The organism is Ruminiclostridium papyrosolvens C7, assembly GCF_000421965.1.
GTDB classification, from domain to species: Bacteria; Bacillota; Clostridia; order Acetivibrionales; family DSM-1351; genus Ruminiclostridium; species Ruminiclostridium papyrosolvens_A.
In genome coordinates this window covers 273,762-295,488 of the sequence record NZ_ATAY01000088.1, presented here as the reverse complement: position 1 = coordinate 295,488, position 21,727 = coordinate 273,762, and the positions used below count along the sequence as shown (strand labels likewise).

Annotated in this window: 14 protein-coding genes; all 14 read left to right on the top strand. The window is 37.9% G+C overall.

Going from position 1 to position 21,727, the window contains the following annotated elements; translation table 11 throughout:
• Positions 1–288 precede the first annotated feature (288 nt).
• The 14 genes from L323_RS38080 to L323_RS38020 all read left to right on the top strand — a co-directional run bounded on the left by L323_RS38080 (position 289) and on the right by L323_RS38020 (position 21,680).
• The gene (locus L323_RS38080) at positions 289–2,349 is read left to right on the top strand and encodes a glycoside hydrolase family 9 protein (protein WP_020816925.1); all 2,061 of its coding nucleotides are present in this window, start codon (positions 289–291) and stop codon (positions 2,347–2,349) included.
• Positions 2,350–2,561: 212 nt separating this feature from the next.
• Positions 2,562–4,286 carry a sensor histidine kinase gene (locus L323_RS0121165; protein ID WP_031342459.1) on the top strand — a complete coding sequence of 575 codons (1,725 nt, stop codon included), beginning with the start codon at positions 2,562–2,564 and terminating at the stop codon, positions 4,284–4,286.
• A gap of 4 nt (positions 4,287–4,290) precedes the next feature.
• Complete coding sequence (locus tag L323_RS38075; protein WP_020816924.1) at positions 4,291–6,000, top strand: response regulator transcription factor; 1,710 nt, start codon at positions 4,291–4,293, stop codon at positions 5,998–6,000.
• A gap of 159 nt (positions 6,001–6,159) precedes the next feature.
• Complete coding sequence (locus tag L323_RS38070) at positions 6,160–7,875, top strand: extracellular solute-binding protein (protein ID WP_020816923.1); 1,716 nt, start codon at positions 6,160–6,162, stop codon at positions 7,873–7,875.
• 132 nt (positions 7,876–8,007) lie between these two features.
• Positions 8,008–8,910 carry an ABC transporter permease gene (locus tag L323_RS38065; RefSeq protein ID WP_020816922.1) on the top strand — a complete coding sequence of 301 codons (903 nt, stop codon included), beginning with the start codon at positions 8,008–8,010 and terminating at the stop codon, positions 8,908–8,910.
• Positions 8,911–8,923: 13 nt separating this feature from the next.
• Positions 8,924–9,808: a carbohydrate ABC transporter permease gene (locus L323_RS38060; protein WP_020816921.1), complete on the top strand. Its 885-nt coding sequence runs from the start codon at positions 8,924–8,926 to the stop codon at positions 9,806–9,808.
• A gap of 27 nt (positions 9,809–9,835) precedes the next feature.
• Positions 9,836–11,629 carry a family 43 glycosylhydrolase gene (locus L323_RS38055; protein WP_020816920.1) on the top strand — a complete coding sequence of 598 codons (1,794 nt, stop codon included), beginning with the start codon at positions 9,836–9,838 and terminating at the stop codon, positions 11,627–11,629.
• 45 nt (positions 11,630–11,674) lie between these two features.
• A complete protein-coding gene (locus L323_RS38050; protein ID WP_020816919.1) occupies positions 11,675–13,153 on the top strand; it encodes an alpha-N-arabinofuranosidase in 1,479 nt (492 codons plus the stop codon).
• 96 nt (positions 13,154–13,249) lie between these two features.
• Positions 13,250–13,504: a DUF6171 family protein gene (locus tag L323_RS38045; RefSeq protein ID WP_020816918.1), complete on the top strand. Its 255-nt coding sequence runs from the start codon at positions 13,250–13,252 to the stop codon at positions 13,502–13,504.
• Between the two features lie 48 nt (positions 13,505–13,552).
• On the top strand, positions 13,553–15,064 hold the full coding sequence (locus L323_RS38040; protein WP_020816917.1) for a glycoside hydrolase family 43 protein: 1,512 nt from the start codon (positions 13,553–13,555) through the stop codon (positions 15,062–15,064).
• Positions 15,065–15,179: 115 nt separating this feature from the next.
• The gene (locus L323_RS38035) at positions 15,180–16,685 is read left to right on the top strand and encodes a GH39 family glycosyl hydrolase (RefSeq protein ID WP_020816916.1); all 1,506 of its coding nucleotides are present in this window, start codon (positions 15,180–15,182) and stop codon (positions 16,683–16,685) included.
• Positions 16,686–16,731: 46 nt separating this feature from the next.
• The gene (locus L323_RS38030; protein ID WP_020816915.1) at positions 16,732–17,526 is read left to right on the top strand and encodes an alpha/beta hydrolase; all 795 of its coding nucleotides are present in this window, start codon (positions 16,732–16,734) and stop codon (positions 17,524–17,526) included.
• Positions 17,527–17,577: 51 nt separating this feature from the next.
• Entirely contained in the window at positions 17,578–19,776 is a 2,199-nt protein-coding gene (locus L323_RS38025; protein ID WP_020816914.1) for a hypothetical protein, read from the top strand.
• A 38-nt stretch (positions 19,777–19,814) separates the two neighbouring features.
• Positions 19,815–21,680 (top strand): sialate O-acetylesterase, encoded by a 1,866-nt coding sequence (locus tag L323_RS38020; protein WP_020816913.1) that lies wholly within the window; start codon positions 19,815–19,817, stop codon positions 21,678–21,680.
• Positions 21,681–21,727 lie beyond the last annotated feature (47 nt).

Genomic DNA, 21,727 nt, shown 5'->3' with positions numbered 1-21,727 from the left:
ATTTTTACTTACTGCCTTTGTGACTTATCGGTTGTATAATTATTGCAACAGATGTATAATTATGGCAGTGACATTTGAATACAGTAATTACAACAATTCAACATTTCTCAATTCATTAACTGTTCCGAATTCAATCATCATATAAAATTTTTAATACCATTTGTCATATCAAAATTGAAAAGTAAATAGGATGCTCAGGGCATGGGACAAACAGCTTATGCTCCGAACATACATACCTCGAAAACCTTTGTGAATTCGGGGAATTTAATAATTTAAGGAGGTAAAAAAATGAAAAAGGTAAGTGTACTGATTGTGCTTGCTGTTTTACTGGTAAGCATTATTCCACCTGCGGTTTCAGCTGAGGAAAATAACTTTAACTATGTTGATGCATTTGCCAAGTCAATTCTTTTCTATGAGGCAAATTGGTGCGGCCCTGACGCAGGAAATAACAGGATTAAATGGCGCGGCCCTTGCCATTGTGATGACGGAAAGGATGTAGGACTGGACTTGACGGGAGGATTCCATGATTGCGGAGACCATGTAAAGTTCGGTTTGCCGCAATGTGCATCGGCATCTACTCTTGGATGGGCTTACTATGAGTTCAAGGATACTTTTATTGCAAAGGGACAGGATGGCTACATGCTGAACATTTTGAAGCATTTTTGCGATTACTTCATGAAATGCTTCCCGAACAAAACTACATTTTACTATCAGGTAGGAGACGGGGATGTGGATCACCAATATTGGGGGCCGCCTGAACTTCAGACATATGACAGGCCAGCCTATTATGTTGCAACACCATCAAATCCCGGCTCGGATGTAGCGGGTGATGCAGCTGCCTCACTGGCGCTTATGTATCTGAACTATAAGGACAAAGATTCAACTTATGCAGAAAAATGCCTTACTTATGCAAAAGACCTTTATGACTTCGGTATGACCTACAGAGGAAATAGTAAAGGACAAAGCTATTATCTGCCTAGAACTTATCTGGATGAACTTATGTGGGGGTCAATCTGGCTTTATGTTGCTACAAATGATAATAAATATATGGATAATGTAGAAAAGCTAATGGTTGAGAAAGGAATCACCGGAGGCAACTCCTTTAATGACAATTGGACCCAGTGCTGGGATTATGTATTAACAGGAGTATTTACAAAACTTGCAACACTTTCGACTAATCCTTTATACAAATCAATTGCCGATGACCATATTGATTACTGGCAGAATAGATTAAAAACTACTCCTGCAGGATTGAAATACCTTGATAGCTGGGGTGTTTGCAAATACCCCGCAGCAGAGAGTATGGTTCAGCTTGTTTATTATAAATATTTTGGTAATGAGAAATGTCTGGACTTTGCAAAAAGTCAGATAGATTACATACTGGGGGATAATCCCAATAATATGTCCTACGAAGTAGGCTTCGGTGATAATTATCCTAAATATCCTCATCACCGGGCAGCAAGTGGCGTTCTAGAAGGCCCTCCTGCCGACGAAAAGAAGGAACTGCCCGAAAGGCATATCCTATACGGTGCTCTTGTAGGGGGAGCAGACATGAATGATGAATATCATGACAATGTTAATGAATATGTTTATTCAGAAACCGGATTGGACTATAATGCAGGCTTTGTAGGAGCACTGGCAGGCATGTCCAAGTATCTTGGAGGAAACCAGCTCCCTGGCCCTACTCCGGGTATTGAAGGCGAACCTACTAAATACTATTCAGAAGCTAAACTATACAAATCTGGTATAGAGGGTGTTACCGTTGACCTTAATTTGTATAATATTGTTACGGCGCCTCCTCAATATGAAAAAGATTTATCCTGTAAGTTCTTCGTTGACTTATCAGAATTTGCTGCTGAAGGAATTAATCCGGCAAAGTTTACTACTAAGGTATATTATTCTCCTGCTGGGGCTCAAATATCAGGAATTCAGCCATACGATAAGGATAAAAATATTTATTATGTGGAAATTACTTTCCCAAATAGTCAGTTGTATGCAAGAACATATGTGCAATTCTGTATTTACAATTATGAAAGTAAACTATGGGATTCCAAAAATGATCTTTCTACTGCAGGTTTAACTGACGTTTATGGAAAAATAGAAAATATTCCAATATACAAAAATGGTGTTAAAGTATACGGGAATGATCCGTCAGGGGGAACAACAGTTTTGTACGGAGATTTGAACAATGATAAAGAAGTAAATGCAATCGACTTCGCTCTATTAAAAAAATATCTTCTGGACGGAAATGCAGAGGGAATTATTCTAACAAATGCCGACATTAACAAGGACGGAGCTGTAAATGCTCTGGATTTTGCAAATCTGAAATTGTATTTGCTAGGTAAATAATAGCAACTGAACAAAATACTAAAGAGCCGTATCCCATTGTAATTACATATTACGTGAGTACGGTTCTTTTTTTGCTTGTTATATTTTTTCGGTATATGTTACTATATCGGTAAAGAAATTTAATTGACTTTATAATAAGTTTATGTAAACAATATTTATATATAGAGTAAAATCACACATTTTAAATTGAAATAGAGAGGAAGTAAAATAAAATGGTCAAGATAAAGATTAGAAACAGTATTTTCAGCCGTCTTGTAATAACCTTTCTGATAATAATAATTCCTCTTTATGGTTTAGGTATTTATATATATAATAGTGGCTTGCGCACCGTAAAAAGCGAAATATCAAAATCAACTATTGCTCAGGCATCATTCTATCTTGAAAGTCTTGAAAAAGAGATAGAGAGAATTAAAATACTCCAATACGATTGCTTGAATGATGAACAGTTAAACAAGCTTGCAATAAGATGGGAAATCATGAATGAATATGAAATATCCCAAACCCTGCTTCAACTAAAACAAAGACTTGTTGCAATAAAAAATAGCAGTATTTATGTAAACGATGTAAATGTGCACATTCTCCCAATTGAGAAGACAGTTTCTTCAAACAGCGGAGTAGATGATATTCACATAAATGAATACAATGAAATATATGTTCCGGCAGGATTAAAGGGAGCACAAATCATTAACTATAACGGTCAGTTATATCTGAGTACTTTTCAGAAATACAGCGGTGCAACCAAGCCTTTATTTACTATTGATATAGAATTGAATCAGAATGCATTAAAACAAGCCCTTGCACAATTCAATACCTATACTGGAAGCGGTTCTATACTGATAACACCTACAAATATTATTACGAATAAGTCGGAAGAGGATAATACTCAATTTATTCAGAGTATTTTATTGAGTATGAATGAACAAGAGAGAGATGGAACAATATTTACGAAAATTGGAAACAAAAAGTACTATGTAGTTCATTCAAATTCTTCATATTTAAATATGATTTTACTAAGGTATTTCCCACAGGAATTTATACTGAAACCTATAGTAAATTTTAAAATCTGGGCATGGGTATTTTCAATTGCTGCTATTTTAATAATAATTATATACTCATTATCCACTTATAAATTTATGCATCAGCCATTAAATGAACTGGTAAAGTCTTTCCGTAAAGTGGAAAACGGTGATTTAAAGGTATCCATTAATCATGATTCAAATAACGAGTTCGGATACCTGTATAAATGCTTTAATGACATGGTTAAAAATCTTAATATGCTTATAGATCAGGTATATAACCAGAAAATACTAATGCAGAAAGCTGAATTGAAGCACTTGCAGTCTCAGATTAATCCTCACTTCCTGTATAACAGTTTTTTTATGATTAATACTATGGCAAGAATTGGTGATGAGAATTTAGTACCGTTTACAAAACACCTTGGAGAGTATTTCCGCTTTGTGACAAGGAACTCCATGGATAATATTTCTCTGGAGGAAGAAATCAATCATGCCAAGGTATATACGGAAATACAGCTTATGAGATTTTCCAAAAGACTTCAAATTCATTTTGGAGAATGTCCCGATATGTACAAGGATTTAAAAGTACCCAGACTTATATTGCAGCCCATCATAGAGAATGCATTTGAACACGGTCTTGAAAAGAAAAAAAATAGTGGATTGTTGCTTGTTAATTTTGAAGGAAATGAAAGAGAATTAAGAATAATCGTTGAAGATAATGGATGTGATATAACAGATAGCGAGCTTGAAAAGTTGCAGAATTTACTGGAGGATAACGGGCAGGAGATTGAAACAACGGGAACATTAAATATACACAGGAGGATAAGGCTGGTTTTTGGTGAAGAAAGCGGTCTGATTATTTCAAGAAGCGTAATCGGAGGTCTGAAGGCAATATTGAAAATAGTTTTACAGAAGGAGTAGAAAAATGTATAGGCTACTAATTGTAGATGATGAGGAAATTATTGTAAACGGATTATACGAGATATTCCGAAGCATGAAGAATCTTGATCTGGATGTATACAGGGCATATTCCGGCGAAGAAGCAGTTGAATGGTTAAGCAGAACAAGGATGGATATTGTTCTGACAGATATCAGGATGCCGGAAATGGATGGTTTGCAGTTACTGGATGTCATATATAGAAGATGGCCGCAATGTAAAGTAATATTCCTTACCGGGTATAACGAATTTGAATATGTGTATAAAGCAATTCAGCACCAGGGCGTAAGCTATATACTTAAAACAGAGGATAATGACAAAGTTATCAGCGTTGTTGAGAATGCCATAGAGGAAATTAAAAAAGAAGTTAAAACAGAAGACTTGATTCATAAGGCTAAGGAGCAGATTGAACTTGCTTTGGGACTTTTTCAGAAGGATTACTTTATTCATCTGCTGCACGAGGGGACATCACTTGAAGTAAATAAATCTCAGTTTGAACAGCTGTCAATCCCGATGCATGCTGATCATCCTGTAATTCTGTTGCTTGGGCATATTGACAACATACCCGGAAATTTGTCCTATTGGGACAAAATACAATATATAAATTCCATAAAAGTAATAATTACCCAGAACATTAATACAAATATCAGATTCATAAGTGTTTTGGATGACAGATACAGGTTTATATTCTTTATACAGCCCAATGAGCTGATGACCGGCAGTTACAGCAAGACTGAAGAAAAGGCATTTTATTCAAAGGCCATTTCGTTTATTAAGGGTACACTTGAAGTAATACAGACTGCCAGCAGAGAATCAATGAATGCATCAATCAGCTTTGCCCTTGGGGGAGAACCCTGCAGCTGGGAGGAAGTATCGAAAAAGTACTTTTCCCTTAATCAACTTCTGAATTATAGAATAGGTACAGGAATAGAAATGCTGTTGATTGATAATGAGGTGAAAAATAGCAATATTTTAACTTCAGGTTCTGCAACAGAAGTACCCGAACTGGACACAAATGATGAGCCATTGGAAACTATTTTAAGAAAGAGAAATATGGATTTGATTCAGCAATTTCTGGAGTCAGGACAAAAAGAGAAATATTTTGAGGTTTTAGATGAATTATTAAGCCCCATAAAATTAATCAAAAGTAAAAACAGCAACTTAGCCATTGAAGCATATTCCATGGTGTCGCTAAGTATTCTTTCATATATTAATCGCTGGAACATAACCGAAAAGCTGGCCTTTCATATAGGTCTTAACAGCCTTATGAGGATTGACAAACACGATACATGGTCAGATGCGGTACAATATCTGATAAATATATCTGATGTAATTTTTCAGATACAGACAGAGGAACAAAAGAAAAGGGCGGACAATGCCGTTGATTTCGTTCAAAATTTTATAAATGAGCATTTAAGTGAGGATCTTTCTTTAGTAAGGCTGGCAGAACAGGTTTACTTAAATCCATCATATTTGTCCCGCCTATATAAACAGGTTACAAATCAGAACCTTTCTGATTTTATTGACAATGCCCGTATAGAGAGGGCAAAGGAGCTACTGAAAAATGAAAAGATAAAGATAAATGAAGTAGCAAAGGCTGTAGGTTATGAGACAGCTGCATCCTTTACGCGATTCTTCAGAAAATTGATGTCATGTTCTCCACAAGAATACCATGATATGGTTGTCTCAGGTAAATAGATGATAACAAAGTAAAAAAAGACTCTAAATTATGAATAATTTTTAAATAAACAAGTAAACAAAAGACAACAAAAGTAAAAACATGTGAATGGTGTTGTAGGGAAGCTCACTTTATAATATAGATGAGGCCTCAAATAAATAAATATCAGGAGGAAACAAATGAGATTCAATTACTTAAAAAGAGCTGTATCATTAGCAGTAGTTTTATCTTTAACAGCTTCAATCGTTGCAGCTTGCGGTAGTCAAAACAATACATCCGATAGCACAGCATCATCATCTCAAAGTTCTACTTCTTCAGTTGCAAGCAAGGATCCTTTCGGAAAATATAGTCCTGCGATTGATATTTCTTTTGTTCGTGGAATAGATGATGACCTTGCAGCAAACATATTGCCTAAGACACCAGGTGAAACTCTTGAAGACAACCGTTGGACAAAGTTATACCAAGAAGAATTAGGTATAAATGTAAAATATGATTGGACAGTAAAAGGTAATGAACAATCAGATGCATATACACAGAAAATCAATGTAACATTGGCGTCTGGAGAACTTCCTGATGTAGTTCTTGTAAATCCTTCTCAGCTTAAGCAACTCGTTGATTCAGATATGGTTGAGGATATGACTCAATACTACAATGACTACGCTTCTGAGGATTTCAAGAAAATTATGACAGAAGAAGGAACCGGTAATATTGATTCAGTTATGTTTGACGGTAAAATGATGGCTATTCCGGAACCTGTTTCAACTAATGAAAGCGCTCAATATTTATGGATTAGAAATGACTGGCTGAAAAAATTAAATTTACAAGTACCTAAGACTATGGATGATGTTTTAAAAATATCAGAAGCCTTTACAACCAAGGATCCTGACGGAAACGGAAAGAACGATACTATCGGACTTCCTATCACAAAAGATCTCTACAGCGGATGTATGGGAACAGAAGGTTTCTTTGCAGGATATCACGCTTATCCAAACATGTGGATAGAGGATAGTTCAGGCAAAATAGCTTGGGGTAGTACATTACCTGAAACAAAGGTAGCACTTCAGAAATTGGCTGACATGTACAAAAATGGCCAGCTTGACAAAGAATTTGGTGTCAAGGATGGCGGTAAGGTTGCAGAGACTGTAGCAGCAGGTAAAGTTGGTATGGACTATGGTGCACAGTGGAACCCGATGTATCCGCTCATAAGCAATTTTAACAATGATAATAATGCGGATTGGACAGCATATCCTATTGTTTCTAATGATGATAAAAAGGTTATGGTACCTTTGAAGTTCAATCAGACAAGAATATTTGCAGTAAAAAAAGGTTACGAACATCCTGAAGCACTTGTAAAACTTTTCAATGAACATGTAGAGAAGAACTGGGGTAAAACAGCAGACTTCAATAAGTACTACATGCCAGTTGAGAATGGTGGTGTAGGAGTTTGGAAATTCTCTCCTGTATGCCCTGCTCCTGTATTCAAGAACCTTGAAGCATTTGTAGCAATCGATGATGCAAGAAAGAGCAATGACTTCAGCAAATTGAAAGACGAGCCTAAGATTATACAAGGTAATATCGATGCTTATGCAAAAGGCGATAAATCACAATGGGGATGGGAAAAGATTTACGGTAAAGACGGTGCATTCCGTAATATGGTTGAATACAAGAAGAATGATCAGCTGTTAAAAGAAAAGTTTGTTGGAGCTCCAACAGTAACAATGGCTGAAAAGAAAACAACACTTGAAAAAATGGAAAAAGAAGTATTCATAAAAATTATAATGGGTGCTGCTCCTATCAGCGATTTTGATAAATTCGTAAGTGATTGGAATAAACTAGGCGGTGCTGATATGACAAAGGAAGTTAACGAATGGTATGATTCCGTTAAATCCAAGTAATATTAACTAGTTAACAGAGAAGGAAAGGATACAGCCGTTTCATATCCTTTCCTTCTCGTTTCTAGGCCTAAATTTTTTACTTACAGTTTTATTCTATTTTTATCTATACACCTTAAAAGGGGAGGAATAAGCTTGAAAAATCTAAATATAAAAAAACAACTACCCTTGCACCTAATGATCCTTCCGGGTTTCATAACTTTATTGTTATTCAGTTATCTGCCAATGGCGGGTATTGTAATTGCCTTTCAAAAATTTATTCCCGCAAAGGGCCTGTTTGGTCATCAGAAATGGGTAGGTCTTAAAAACTTTAAATATGTTTTAGATATGCCTAATTTTAACAGCATAATGTGGAATACAATATCCATATCTATGGCGAAAATTATACTGGGACTTGTTGTTCCAATAATATTTGCAATTTTAATTAATGAAGTCACAAATAACGCTTTAAAAAGAGGTATTCAGACACTAATATATCTTCCTCACTTTTTATCCTGGGTTGTATTGGGAGGAATATTGATTGATATACTTTCTCCGTCCGGCGGAATATTAAATTCTCTAATAAAATCACTTGGTTTTAATCCCATATTTTTTCTGGGAGACAATAAGTGGTTTCCTTCCACAATGGTATTGACAGAAACATGGAAAGAATTCGGCTATGGTACCATAATCTATCTGGCGGCAATCACCGGGATTGATCCAAGTTTGTACGAAGCTGCCCATATGGATGGAGCCAACAGATGGAAACAAACCTTACACATAACTCTTCCTGGAATGAAGATGGTTATTGTGCTTCTGATGGTATTAAGTCTCGGTAATGTTTTAAATGCCGGATTTGACCAGATCTTTAATTTATATAGTCCCCCTGTTTATCAAAGCGGAGACATTATCGACACCTTTGTTTATAGAATAGGCCTGCTGGAAGCCCAATACGGAGTTGCCACAGCGGTAGGACTGTTTAAATCAGTAGTCTCTTTCACACTTATTTCAGTATCTTACTTCTTTGCCTATAAATTTGCAGATTACAGAATTTTTTAAGGGGGTTTATTAAATGAAACGTAGAAAACTAAAGAAAGTCAGTGTGTTTACAATAGTAAATAACTGTTTTCTGGTGTTAGCGGCATTACTTTGTATCATACCGCTAATTCACATATTAGCCGTGTCATTCAGCTCCAGTTCGGCTGCTGCAGCCGGTAAGGTTGTATTCTGGCCGGTTGAGTTTTCATTAAATTCATATGCTTACGTTGCAAAAAGAGCTGCATTCTGGCACTCTATGTTGATTTCAGTTGAAAGAATCGCACTGGGTGGATTTGTTAACCTGGTACTTACTATATTATGTGCTTATCCATTATCAAAGGAAAAGAAAGAATTTCGTTTCCGTACATTTTACGCATGGGCGTTTTTTATAACTATGTTGTTTAACGGAGGCTTGATTCCGTGGTATATTGTAATTAAGCAAATGGGATTGCTGGATAAGATATGGGCTTTGGTTCTTCCGGGAGCCGTTCCTGTTTTCAGCGTAATATTATTGCTTAACTTCTTCAGAGAAATACCAAAAGAATTAAATGAAGCTGCCTTTATTGACGGAGCAGGACACTGGACCACACTGTGGAGAGTAATAGTACCTGTGTCAACCCCGGCTTTGGCTACAATAACTCTTTTCTCATTGGTAGGCCACTGGAATAACTGGTTTGATGGTATGATACTTATGAATAAGGCAGAAAATTATCCGCTTCAGAGCTATATTCAGACTATTGTAGTGCAGAGATCATACAGTATGCTTTCAAGACAGGAAATTTCCGAGTTGGCAACTATTTCAGACAGGACATTAAGGGCATCTCAGATTTTCCTTGGAACATTGCCTATAGTTTTGGTATATCCTTTCCTTCAGAAGTATTTTGTAAAGGGAATAGTTCTCGGTGGAGTAAAGGGATAAATCAAAAATAGAGAGGTGATAGTCTTAATGAAGGAAAAATATCTCTTGTGCTATACGAGGGAACCTCAGGATGAAATGGTATATTCTGGAAAGCTTGCTTACAGTATGCATTTGGCATATTGTGAAGACGAACAGAACTTTGAAGCGCTAAATCATAATTCTGGAGTTCTGTTCGCTAAAGCAACGGATAATGCAAATAAAACAATGAATGCAAAGTGCCTGAAGAGCCCGTACATTTTTACTTTGGCAGACGATTCTTTTGGAATCGTTGCCATTCGTACTGAGGCTGAAGGCGAAAATGATCCGGAAAGTAAAGGGAAAATTTTATTTTTTGAAACAAAGGACTTTATTCAATATACTGAAGTGGGATTAATAAACCTTCATTCAGACAACTTTATTCAAGACGTTGTATGCAGCTTAGATAATACTAAAGGGACATACACAATTTGCTGGAGTGAAGAAGGAAAGTGGTTTAAAGCAGAAACAGAAAATCTCCATCTGCTGGAAATAAGCTCTACGCCTGTTGCTGTTGAACCTGTTAAATTACAGAGTATTAATACTGATATCGAAGGAATAATTCCTCGTAATATCATCTCTGTTTCCGAAAAGATTGGAAACAGGCTTAAATGTAGACTATCAACACCATTAAATATCGGAATGGAAGTACCGGAGGAAGTTGCGGTAAACTCATTTGAAGAACTTAAATCCATAAAAGCAAAAGCAGTGTATAATGACGGAACTACTTCTTTAAAAACAATTGATTGGGATACTACCGGAATAAATTGGAGTAGGCCGGGTAAATATGAAATTACGGGCACTGTTCATCAGGAGCATTTTGAATTTCCTATAGCTATAAACAGAGCTGATCCTTGCATTACAAAATGGAAGGACAAATATTACTTTATTGCAACAAATGACGCAGACGGAAATAATTCATTATATATCAGAGAAGCGGATTCAATACCTGAGTTGATTAATGCAGAGGAAAAATTGTTGCTGGATGCATACACTTATGATCATATTAAAGGTTTCCTTTGGGCACCAGAATTTCATCAAATAGGAGAAGACCTGTATATTTTTCATGCTGCCACATCAAGTGAATTTTTGTTTATTGAATCACATGTTATGAAACTCAAAAGAGGCGGAAATCCATCAAAAAAAGAAGACTGGTCCATGCCTCAACGTGTTCTGAAAAAGGATGGGACATTTTTGTGTGAATCAGGAAAAGTTATTTCCCTTGACATGACTGTCATCCCATGGAATGGCGAATACTATGCTGCGTGGTCGGAAAGACAGTTTGTTCCGGTTGATTTGGGAGCGTGGATATATATTGCTAAAATCAATCCTGAAGAGCCTTGGAAATTGATTTCGGATCCGGTTATTCTAACAAAACCTGATTACGGTTGGGCGAACAATCATGTTTTCGTTGACGAAGGTCCGTATGCAATAATAACGGATAAAAAACTATTCCTTACTTTTTCCAGTGCTCTTGTTGATTCCACCTATGTAGTAGGACTGTTGACGGCTGAACACGGTGCAGATCTTCTTGAACCTAAGAACTGGACAAAAGGAAACTATCCGTTACTAACCAGCAGGAGTGTACCAGGAGAGTTCGGACCCGGGCATAATTCATATGTTACGGATAATGAAGGTGTAGTTTGGAATGCATACCATGCAAGGCCGGGAATAGAGGCACCAAGAAGCTCCGGCCTGCGTCGTGTTCATTTTGATATAGACGGATATCCTGTACTCGACCTTACCGAAGAAAGAGATTTAGACCCTTATTTAAGGAATGTAAAAACTAATTTAATGGTAAAATAATACTTAAAAATAAAATGTTTCGGTTTAAGGAGAGTGATTTATTAAATGGTAAAAATGGTACTAAATGCCGATATAAAAAGAGGCAGAATAAATAAAAACATATACGGACACTTTTCAGAGCACCTCGGAAGGTGCATATACGAAGGGCTGTGGGTTGGAGAAAACTCTGAAATACCAAACATAAACGGATTCCGTACAGATGTTGTGGATGCCCTGAAAAAAATGAAGATACCTGTTCTGAGATGGCCGGGAGGCTGCTTTGCAGATGAATATCACTGGGTGGACGGAATAGGACCAAAAGAAAACAGACCTTGCATGGTAAATACCCATTGGGGCGGAGTTGTAGAAAATAACCATTTTGGAACCCATGAATTTCTTGAGCTGTGTGAAATGCTGGGCGCAGAACCGTATATATGCGGTAATGTGGGAAGCGGCACAGTACATGAAATGCAGCAGTGGGTTGAATACATGACCTTTGATGGAAAATCTCCCATGGCTGATTTAAGAAGTGCAAACGGTAAGGACGAGCCATGGCAGGTTAAGTATTTCGGTGTCGGAAATGAAAACTGGGGCTGCGGCGGAAACATGACTGCTGAGTTTTACGCAAATCAATATAAAAGGTATGCAACATATGTAAGAAACTTCGGTGAAAACAAAATCTACAAAATAGCAGGCGGTGCATCGGTAGATGACTATCATTGGACCGAGGTACTTATGAGAGATGCAGGAAAGCAAATGGATGGTCTCAGCATCCACTATTATACAAGAATTTCAAAAGATTGGTCTGAACAAGGGTCAGCAACTGAATTTGATGAAAATCACTGGTTTTCAGTAATGCAGAATGCTTTGTTTACGGAAGAATTAGTGGTACGTCATTCAAACATTATGGATAAGTATGACCCTGAGAAAAAAGTAGGCATGATTGTTGATGAATGGGGTACATGGTTTGCAGTTGAACCCGGAACAAATCCGGGATTTCTGTACCAGCAAAACACCATGAGGGATGCCCTTGTTGCCGGAATTCACCTGAATATTTTCAATAACCACTGCGACAGGGTTCAGATGGCAAACATAGCACAAATGGTAAATGTCCTTCAGGCAGTTATTTTAACTGAAGGTAAAAAGATGATTCTGACGCCTACTTACCATGTATTTGATATGTACAAGGTTCATCAGGATGCAGAGTTGCTTTCACTTGATTTTGAAAGCCCTGAATACAACTATAATGGAGAAAAGGTACCTCAGCTGAGTGCATCTTGTTCTATAGATAGCGAAGGAAAAATTCATGTAACCATTTGCAACCTCAACCCGTCAGAGGATATGGATATTGATATTGATCTTCGAGGTATAGCAGCAAAGAGCAGTACAGGTGAAATAATTACTTCCAATGCTATGAATGCAAAAAATACATTTGAAGAAACAAATAACGTAACTATTAAGAATTTTGAAGGTATACGCCTTGAAAATAACCATATATCAGGTATAATACCTTCAAAATCAGTTGTAATGATAGAAATTGTATAAACAAAAATATGTGAAAATAGAATATATAATCAGACTTAAATGTCCCGGCAGAATATAATTAATGCCGGGATATTTAGCAGTTAAAGGAGGGTGGCGGTGAAGGATAAATGCATTAAATGTCATAGAAATATCCATATTACTGATATTGATATTGAAATGGAAGTAAATAGAGTAATTCAATCAGGAGTGCCATTGACAGGTAATGAACAATATGAAAAGAGATTGGAAGCCTGTAAAAACTGCAAGCATTTAACAGACGGAATCACTTGTATGATTTGTGGGTGCATTGTAAAGGCAAGGGCTATGAATGCTTTGCGTATTTGTCCCCACCCTTCCGGAAGCAAGTGGTAATGTCTTAAAGTCGTAAATCAAAATCCTAATAAAAAAAGAGGACTTTACATGAAAATTCAGAACCCTATTATATGGGCGGATATGCCGGACCCGGACGTTATACGTACAGGTGACACTTATTATATGGTATCTACAACCATGTTTGTAATGCCTGGAGCTCCTATATTAAAATCAAAGGATTTATGCCATTGGGAATTGGTATCGTATGTTTTCAATACTATTGAAGATAATGACATATATCAGCTTAAAAATGGCAAAAACGCATATGGCAAGGGACAATGGGCAACTAGTCTGAAATTTTACAACGGTCTGTACTATGCATGCTTTGTGTGCCATGATATGCAAAAGACATATATTTATTATACGGACAATATAGAAAAAAGCGGTTGGAATCGTTATATCATTAATGATGTTTTCCATGATATGTCTTTTTTGCTTGATAACGGTAGGCCCTATTTGATATATGGCAACGGAGATATTAAAATAGTGGAACTAAAAGAGGATTTATCGGGAGTAAAAGATGCAGGAATCAACCAACGCCTGTTCAGTACCCCTTCTGAAAATATAAGGCTTCGTTGTGAGGGCTGCAGAGCCTATAAAATTTACGGCTATTATTATTTGCTTTTCATTGAATGGCCCGATGACGGTAATAGTCGGAGACGTGTTGTGTGTTACAGATCAAAAGAGTTGGTGGGAGAATACGAGAGAAAAATACTTCTTGATGATGATATGGGATACCAGAATCAGGGGATTGCTCAGGGGGCTCTAATTGATACACTTGAAGGAGAATGGTATTCTATTCTGTTTCAGGACCATGGAGCAGTAGGAAGAATTCCATATTTACTTCCTGTTTCATGGGAAGCAGGCTGGCCTAATTTGGGGATTAACGGAAAGGTGCCGGAAGAGTTTGAGATTCCTTTAAAAGAGTATGATGCCAAACCATTAATAACATGTGACAGCTTTAACCATAATGAAAATGAGCTGGATTTAAGATGGGAATGGAATCACAATCCTGAGGAGGAGTGTTGGACATTCACCGAACATCCGGGCTATTTGAGATTGCGTACTAAATCTTTGGCAAAAAATCTTTTAACCGCCAGGAATACATTAACCCAAAGAACAAGCGGTCCTAGATGTGCATTTTCAGTAGAGCTTAAGACTGAGGGAATGAAAGCAGGGGACTATGCCGGACTTATTGCGTTACAGGGTGATTATGGAGCTATAGGAATAAGAGCCGACGAGAATAATTTGAAAAGAATTATTGTTACTAAAAAAGCCAGTGACGGAAGACAGAAAGAGGAAGAATATAGGCTATTTACCGACAATAGCATATTTTTGAGAATCGAATTTGATTTTAAAAACAGCAGGGATATTGCAGAATTTTATTATTCCCAAGATAGTATTAATTGGGTAAAATTGGGAAGTGATTTGCATATGACATATACCCTTGACCTTTTTATAGGTTATCGAGTTGGTATATTCTATTATTCCCAGAAAACAGCAGGAGGGTTTGCTGATTTCAGAGATTTTATATATGAATCAATATTAAAGGTGTTCTAATGGGTGAAGTTTCGGTTAAGCATTTATAAAAGTATTTTGAAATATATAGAATCTTATAATAAAATATACAAAACAGGAATTTTAATTTTTCGTACATAAATTAAAGGAGGATTATATGAACAAAATAAAGATCTCAGATAAGGTGACAGGAACTTTCAGGGATAACTGGAATTTCTGTGTAGGCACAGAACGTATGGGAATCGCTCTTCAAAAGGAATATCAGGATACTCTTGAATTTGTTCAGAAGGCAATTAATTTCAAATATATAAGAGGACATGGTCTGTTCCATGATGACACTGCCATCTATAGGGAATATGAAATAGACGGAGAAATGAAACCTTTCTATAACTTTACGTACATAGACAAGATTTTTGATTCATTTCTTGAAAGGGGTCTCAAACCTTTTGTTGAGCTGGGCTTTATGCCATCACAGCTGGCATCGGGAGAGCAGACTGTTTTTTATTGGAAAGGAAATGTAACTCCTCCTAAGGATTATAGTAAATGGAAGGAGCTTATACAAGCTTTAATTAAACACTTTATAAGCAGATATGGAATTGAAGAAGTTCTCCAGTGGCCATTTGAAGTCTGGAACGAGCCAAATTTGAAGGCGTTCTGGAAGGATGCCGATGAGACAGAATACTTTAAGCTTTATAAGGTATCGGCTATGGCAATTAAGGAAATTAATAAGGATTTACAGGTTGGTGGCCCTGCTATATGCGGAGGAGCCGATTACTGGATAAAAGATTTTCTTGAGTTCTGTAAAAAGGAAAATGCGACCGTCGACTTCGTCTCCCGTCATTTATATTCAGCACATTTGCCAAAAATTCAGACACATGAATTTTGTTATCAGGATCTCAAGGAACCTGAAGAAATGCTTAAAGAATTGCAGACAGTAAGGCAAATGATTGATAATTCACCATTTCCACACCTGCCATTCCATATAACAGAATACAACACTTCATACAATCCTTTGAATCCTGTACACGATACATGCCTCAATGCTGCATATCTGGCGCGGATTATAAGTGAGGCTGGAGATATTGTAGATTCATTTTCATATTGGACCTTCAGCGATATATTTGAGGAGGCAGATGTTCCAAGAGCTCAGTTCCACGGAGGGTTTGGTCTTGTTGCTCTTAACAATATTCCAAAGCCGACTTTCCATATGTTCAGCTTTTTTGAACAAATGGGAAAGGATATCTTGTACAGAGACGAGAATATGCTGGCAACAAGAAAAACTGACGGTACAGTGACAATAACCGCATGGAATCCGGTAATGGAGAAGGGTGAACATTTTGATAAGCATTTCTCACTGGAGCTAAATTTGCCAAAAGGTGAATACTTTATTAATAGAACTATTGTAAATGAGGCTTATGGTAACCCATGGAAAACGTGGATACAAATGGGGCGACCTAGATTCACAAGTAAAAAGCAGGTTGAAATACTGAGAAATGCAGCACGACCTCTGGTAATATCCGATAGGGCAAGCTGTGTTGAGGATATTCTGCTGCTTGAGTTTACCCAAAGCAAAAACGAAGTATCTTTTTTTGAAATCATTCCTGTAACAGATGAGACTGACACCTACTATAAACTTGATGACAGTATGATTCCGGGGTATTAAAATATATTATGTATTTAAATACAAATTTTTTAAAAGGAGAATTATTATGGCAATTTTTCAAGTAAACTTTTTCGCTAAAACAATGAAAAGACCTGTATGTTTCAATGCTTTGATACCAAATGATAAATATGAGGCACCCGGACAGGAATCTCAAGGGCCAATAGAACCTTTAAAGTCCATTTATCTCTTGCACGGTTATTCAGGCAATCATATGGATTGGTTGACTTTCACAAAAATACAGGAGGTTTCTCTGAAATACAATATTGCGGTGTTTATGCCATCCGGGGAAAATTACTTCTATTTAGATGACGAAGATGTTGGAGCATATTACGGCGAACTAATCGGAAATGAGCTGGTTGACTATACACGTAAGACATTCCATTTATCAGATAAAAGAGAGGACACATTCATTGGAGGACTATCCATGGGTGGTTATGGTGCAATAAGAAACGGCTTGAAATACTCTGAAAGGTTCGGCAGGATTATTGCGTTGTCTTCAGCACTTATTACCAATCAGATTGCCGGGATTACTCCTGATTTCAAAGGCCCTGTTGCAGATTATCCATATTACAGAAGAGTCTTTGGGGATCTTGACCAGCTTTTGGGAAGTGACAAAGACCCGGAGGCACTAATACGAGGCCTTAAGGAGAGAAAAGTAGATATACCCAAGATATACATGGCTTGCGGAACAGAAGATTTTCTTATAAAGGAAAACAGAGGCTTGCATGAATTCCTTGTTTCAGAAAACGTAGAGCATACCTATGTAGAAGACGTTGGTGTTCACGATTGGAAATTCTGGAACGAGTATATAGACAAGGGGCTGGCTTGGGCTACTGAATAATGATCAGATGACGAAACCGGAATTTACATAAATACCAAGGGGGAAATTACCATGAAGCTGGAATGCGGCGAATACACACTTATATTTAAAGACGGAGGTCTGGAGGTTCAAAAAAACCATAAGACCATATATTTCAACAAACGCCCCATGTTTGTTACTATTAAGACAGCAATGGCTATAAACGAATTTTATGACAAGGCCTACACCGAGGTAGATGTTTTCGGTAATAGTATAATTGCAAAGGGTACCCTGACTGTAAACTCCGGTTCTGAGTTTTCCTTCTCAGATGTATATGAAGCGGGAGCTTCGGGGTTCAAGGTAAGCAGAAATGTCAAGGTATTAAAGGCCGGGGATGACCTTGGCTTTTCAACTAAAATATCTTTTACAATGACTGAATCAAATGATACCCATGATTATAATTGTTTTGCACCGGGTGTATGGTACAGACAAAACCAATTTGCACCTGATTTTGCATTTGGAAAGGACTTGGATTGCGAATACTTCTGGCAAATGGAAACACGGTATGCTATGCCTTTATTCGCCATGCAGAATATAGAATCCGGAGAAACAGCGGCTATATCCCGTTGGGCCCCGGATGTAACTATGCGGTCTTTGGATATTTTGCAATCTGAAAATAATATAGATGCAAAATTTACAATCGGCTCAATAGGTATGAGCAAACCGCAAAATAAGACCATGAACTATATGTATTATGGCTTTGAGGTACGAAAAGAAATCGAAACAAAAACCGACGGGCTTTCAATAGATTATGTTTATCCCGGCTGTGACGGACAAATGCCCGGAGTTAACCACTATGGAGGACTTGACTACAACGGAACAATAAAAACCTTTCAACGTATTAATCACCCTGTAGAACCGGGCTTTCAGCAAAATTATTCTGTTGCCGTGAATTTTGGTAAATACGACGGCTTTCGGCTTATGATGAGAGATATCTGGAGATTGACTTATGACAGACTGAGAGACAAGTTATTTAATGTGGACAATGAACTCTTTTTCCATAACTGCATGAAGATACTTGACAGGTATACACGGCAATATGGTGATTCCTTCGGGCTTCCCTTTGCCTGCCAGCTTCCCCATATGGATATAAATTGCGTATCCTTTCAATTCGGTTTTGTAGGGCAGCAGCCGGGAATAGGCTATCAGCTGTTGAGGTACGGCGACAAGGAAAACATGCCCGAAACCTTTAATAAAGGTGTGAACCTGATTGATTTCTGGGTCAGAACGTCTATGACGGAATCTGGACTACCAAATATGTGCTACAATCCGGGTATAAGTACTTTTGAACCGTATCCGTATTATATAAGAATGCTTGCAGACGGCATTGAGGCAATTTTGGACGCATACCTTTATATGAAAAAGAAGGGGGACGAGCGGTCTACATGGAGAGAATTCTGCCAAAAAACAGCTGATTGGCTTATTAGTATTCAAAATGAGGACGGCAGCTTTTACCGTGCATACAATACAGATGGCTCTGTAAGGATGAAATCTAAGTCAAACACTCCAAGCGTAATACGTTTTCTGGTTCAGTTTTACCTAGTGACAGGTGACGAAAGGTATAAAAAAGCAGCCTTAAAGGCCGGAGACTGGTCTTATGAAAATGCTTACCTGAACATGGAGTACAGAGGCGGTACATGCGACAACACCGATATACAAGATAAAGAAGCAGGCATTTATGCAATGTTTGGCTTTCTTGCTCTGTATGATTTGACAGAAGAAAAGAAATGGCTTGAAGGTGCCGTAGGTGCTGCAGATTACACTGAGACCTGGACCTATGCATGGAAATTTCCTGTACGTGCTCCAATGGAGAAGCATCCCTTCAACAGGTATTCCATAAGTGGGCAGAGTATTATAACAATCGGTGGTGCAGCAGATGTATATATGGCCGCTTGTTCCTACACATACTACAGATTGTACGTTATAACCGGGGATGAGCATTATCTGGATTTTGCCGAGTTTATTCACAAAAATACCAGACAATCCAGTGATATAGACGGAAGCATAGGTTATATAATGCCGGGGTTGGGCCATGAAAGCGGAGACTTTACGAGGCAAACTCTACAAAGTCAGTACCATTGGCTTCCATGGTGTACTTTTGTGGAAGTTGACCCTTCATCCAGACTTTATGATACTTTTGGGGGCTATGAGATTGCTGATGCTCAAAAACTCAGTCCTGAGGAACGCATCAGGAGAAACCGAATATATGATAATTATGTTGATAGTTTATAAATAAAGTAGTTAATATTAGATTGAAAGTAGGAATTATATTGGACTATACTGGTTCTAAAATAATTTTGCCTCGGATTATCAGCGACGGCATGGTGTTACAGAGAAACACAGATGTAAAGGTTTGGGGATGGGCGTCAGCGGGTGAAGCTGTTATTGTCCGCTTTATGGGCAAAGTCTACCATGCTTCGGCAAATGATAGTGGAGAGTGGTTTGTTAAACTTGAATCCGCAGAAGCGGGTGGGCCATATGATATGGTTATTGAGTCGGAAGAGTCTATTGAAAAGATAACTGTAAAGAATATTCTTCTGGGCGATGTCTGGCTATGTTCAGGACAATCAAATATGGAAATGAAAATGGATTCTTTGAAGGATACATATCCTGAAGAAATCGCCCGTTGCTGCAATGATTATATAAGACATTTCTGTGTTCCCGTGAAATATGACTTTGAAAGACCTGAAATTGATTTTGAAGCAGGAAGTTGGGAGGCTGCCAATCCTGAAAGGGTCTTGGATTTTACTGCTGCTGGCTATTTCTTTGCTTTAAAGCTGTTTGATAAGTACCGTATTCCAATAGGCTTGATTAATGCTAGTTTGGGAGGCTCACCTGCAGAAGCATGGCTTAGTGAAAATGCATTAAAGGAGTTTCCGGAACATTATGAATCAGCAAAAAAACTAAGTAACCGGGATTATCTGGATAAAGTTTTAAGAGAGGATGAGGCTACCACCGAAGCTTGGTACTCTGCTCTAAATCAAGACGATAAGGGTATAGAAAACAATACTGCCTCCTGGCAGAATATAAAAGTACCTTCATATTGGGAAGACGAGGGCTTGGGCAGCTTCAACGGTGTCGTCTGGTTCAGGAAGGAAATCGAGATTCCCTGCACGCTTGCAGATAAACCTGCAAGGCTTGTACTTGGAAACATTGTTGATGAAGATACGGTCTTTATTAACGGTATAGAGACAGGAACAACACCAAACCAGTATATTCCGAGAAAATACAGTATTCGAAAGGGCTTACTCAAGGAAGGTAAAAATACAATCCTGCTCAGAGTAGTAAATACGTCCGGTAAAGGGGGATTTTACAAAGAAAAGCCCTACCAACTGGAAATCGGAGATAGTATTATTGATTTAATCGGTGAATGGCAGTATGTGATTGGTGCAAAAAGAAGTCCGATGCCTGAACCTGCCTTTGTTCAGTGGCGGCCCTTAGGTTTGTACAACGGAATGATTGCTCCTGTTACAGATTATGCAATCAAAGGTTTTATATGGTATCAGGGCGAATCCAACACCAAGAATCCCGGAGAGTATGAAAATCTCCTAAAGGCATTGGTTTCAGACTGGAGACAGAAATGGAAAATGGGAAATCTGCCGTTTTTGTATGTTCAGCTGCCGAACTTTATGGAGGCCTCAGAAATACCTATGAAAAGCAACTGGGCGGAATTGAGGGAAGCCCAGCGAAGGGTACTTTCCGTACCGGGTACGGCAATGGCTATTGCAATTGACCTTGGGGAATGGAATGATATTCATCCTGTAAATAAAAAAGATGTGGGAACCCGCTTGGCACTTGCAGCCATGAGAACTGTCTATGGAGACAAAACCATTGTCGGATACGGGCCAATGTATAAGTCATACAGAATAGACGGAAACAAAATAATATTATCCTTCACTGATACAGGAAGCGGTTTGGTTGTTAAAAAGGGAGAACGGCCAGGAGCTTTTGCTATAGCAGGTGCAGACAGAATATTTGTCCGTGCTGATGCAGAACTTACAGGGAATGATGTGGCAGTCTGGAGTGAAAAGGTTTCTCATCCGGTTTACGTAAGGTACGCATGGGCCGATAATCCTATGGATGCCAACCTGTATAACAGTGAGGGTTTACCTGCGTCGCCTTTTACAACGGAATAGCTTGTTATGCTGTTAGAATATGTAGTAAAAGGGTAATTGACGTTATA

Coding starts and splice junctions, on each gene's coding strand:
- L323_RS38075 (WP_020816924.1), top strand. CDS start 4,291: ATGTATAGGCTACTAATTGTAGATGATGAGGAAATTATTGTAAACGGA.
- L323_RS38070 (WP_020816923.1), top strand. CDS start 6,160: ATGAGATTCAATTACTTAAAAAGAGCTGTATCATTAGCAGTAGTTTTA.
- L323_RS38060 (WP_020816921.1), top strand. CDS start 8,924: ATGAAACGTAGAAAACTAAAGAAAGTCAGTGTGTTTACAATAGTAAAT.
- L323_RS38025 (WP_020816914.1), top strand. CDS start 17,578: ATGAAGCTGGAATGCGGCGAATACACACTTATATTTAAAGACGGAGGT.
- L323_RS38035 (WP_020816916.1), top strand. CDS start 15,180: ATGAACAAAATAAAGATCTCAGATAAGGTGACAGGAACTTTCAGGGAT.
- L323_RS38050 (WP_020816919.1), top strand. CDS start 11,675: ATGGTAAAAATGGTACTAAATGCCGATATAAAAAGAGGCAGAATAAAT.
- L323_RS0121165 (WP_031342459.1), top strand. CDS start 2,562: ATGGTCAAGATAAAGATTAGAAACAGTATTTTCAGCCGTCTTGTAATA.
- L323_RS38030 (WP_020816915.1), top strand. CDS start 16,732: ATGGCAATTTTTCAAGTAAACTTTTTCGCTAAAACAATGAAAAGACCT.
- L323_RS38040 (WP_020816917.1), top strand. CDS start 13,553: ATGAAAATTCAGAACCCTATTATATGGGCGGATATGCCGGACCCGGAC.
- L323_RS38080 (WP_020816925.1), top strand. CDS start 289: ATGAAAAAGGTAAGTGTACTGATTGTGCTTGCTGTTTTACTGGTAAGC.
- L323_RS38055 (WP_020816920.1), top strand. CDS start 9,836: ATGAAGGAAAAATATCTCTTGTGCTATACGAGGGAACCTCAGGATGAA.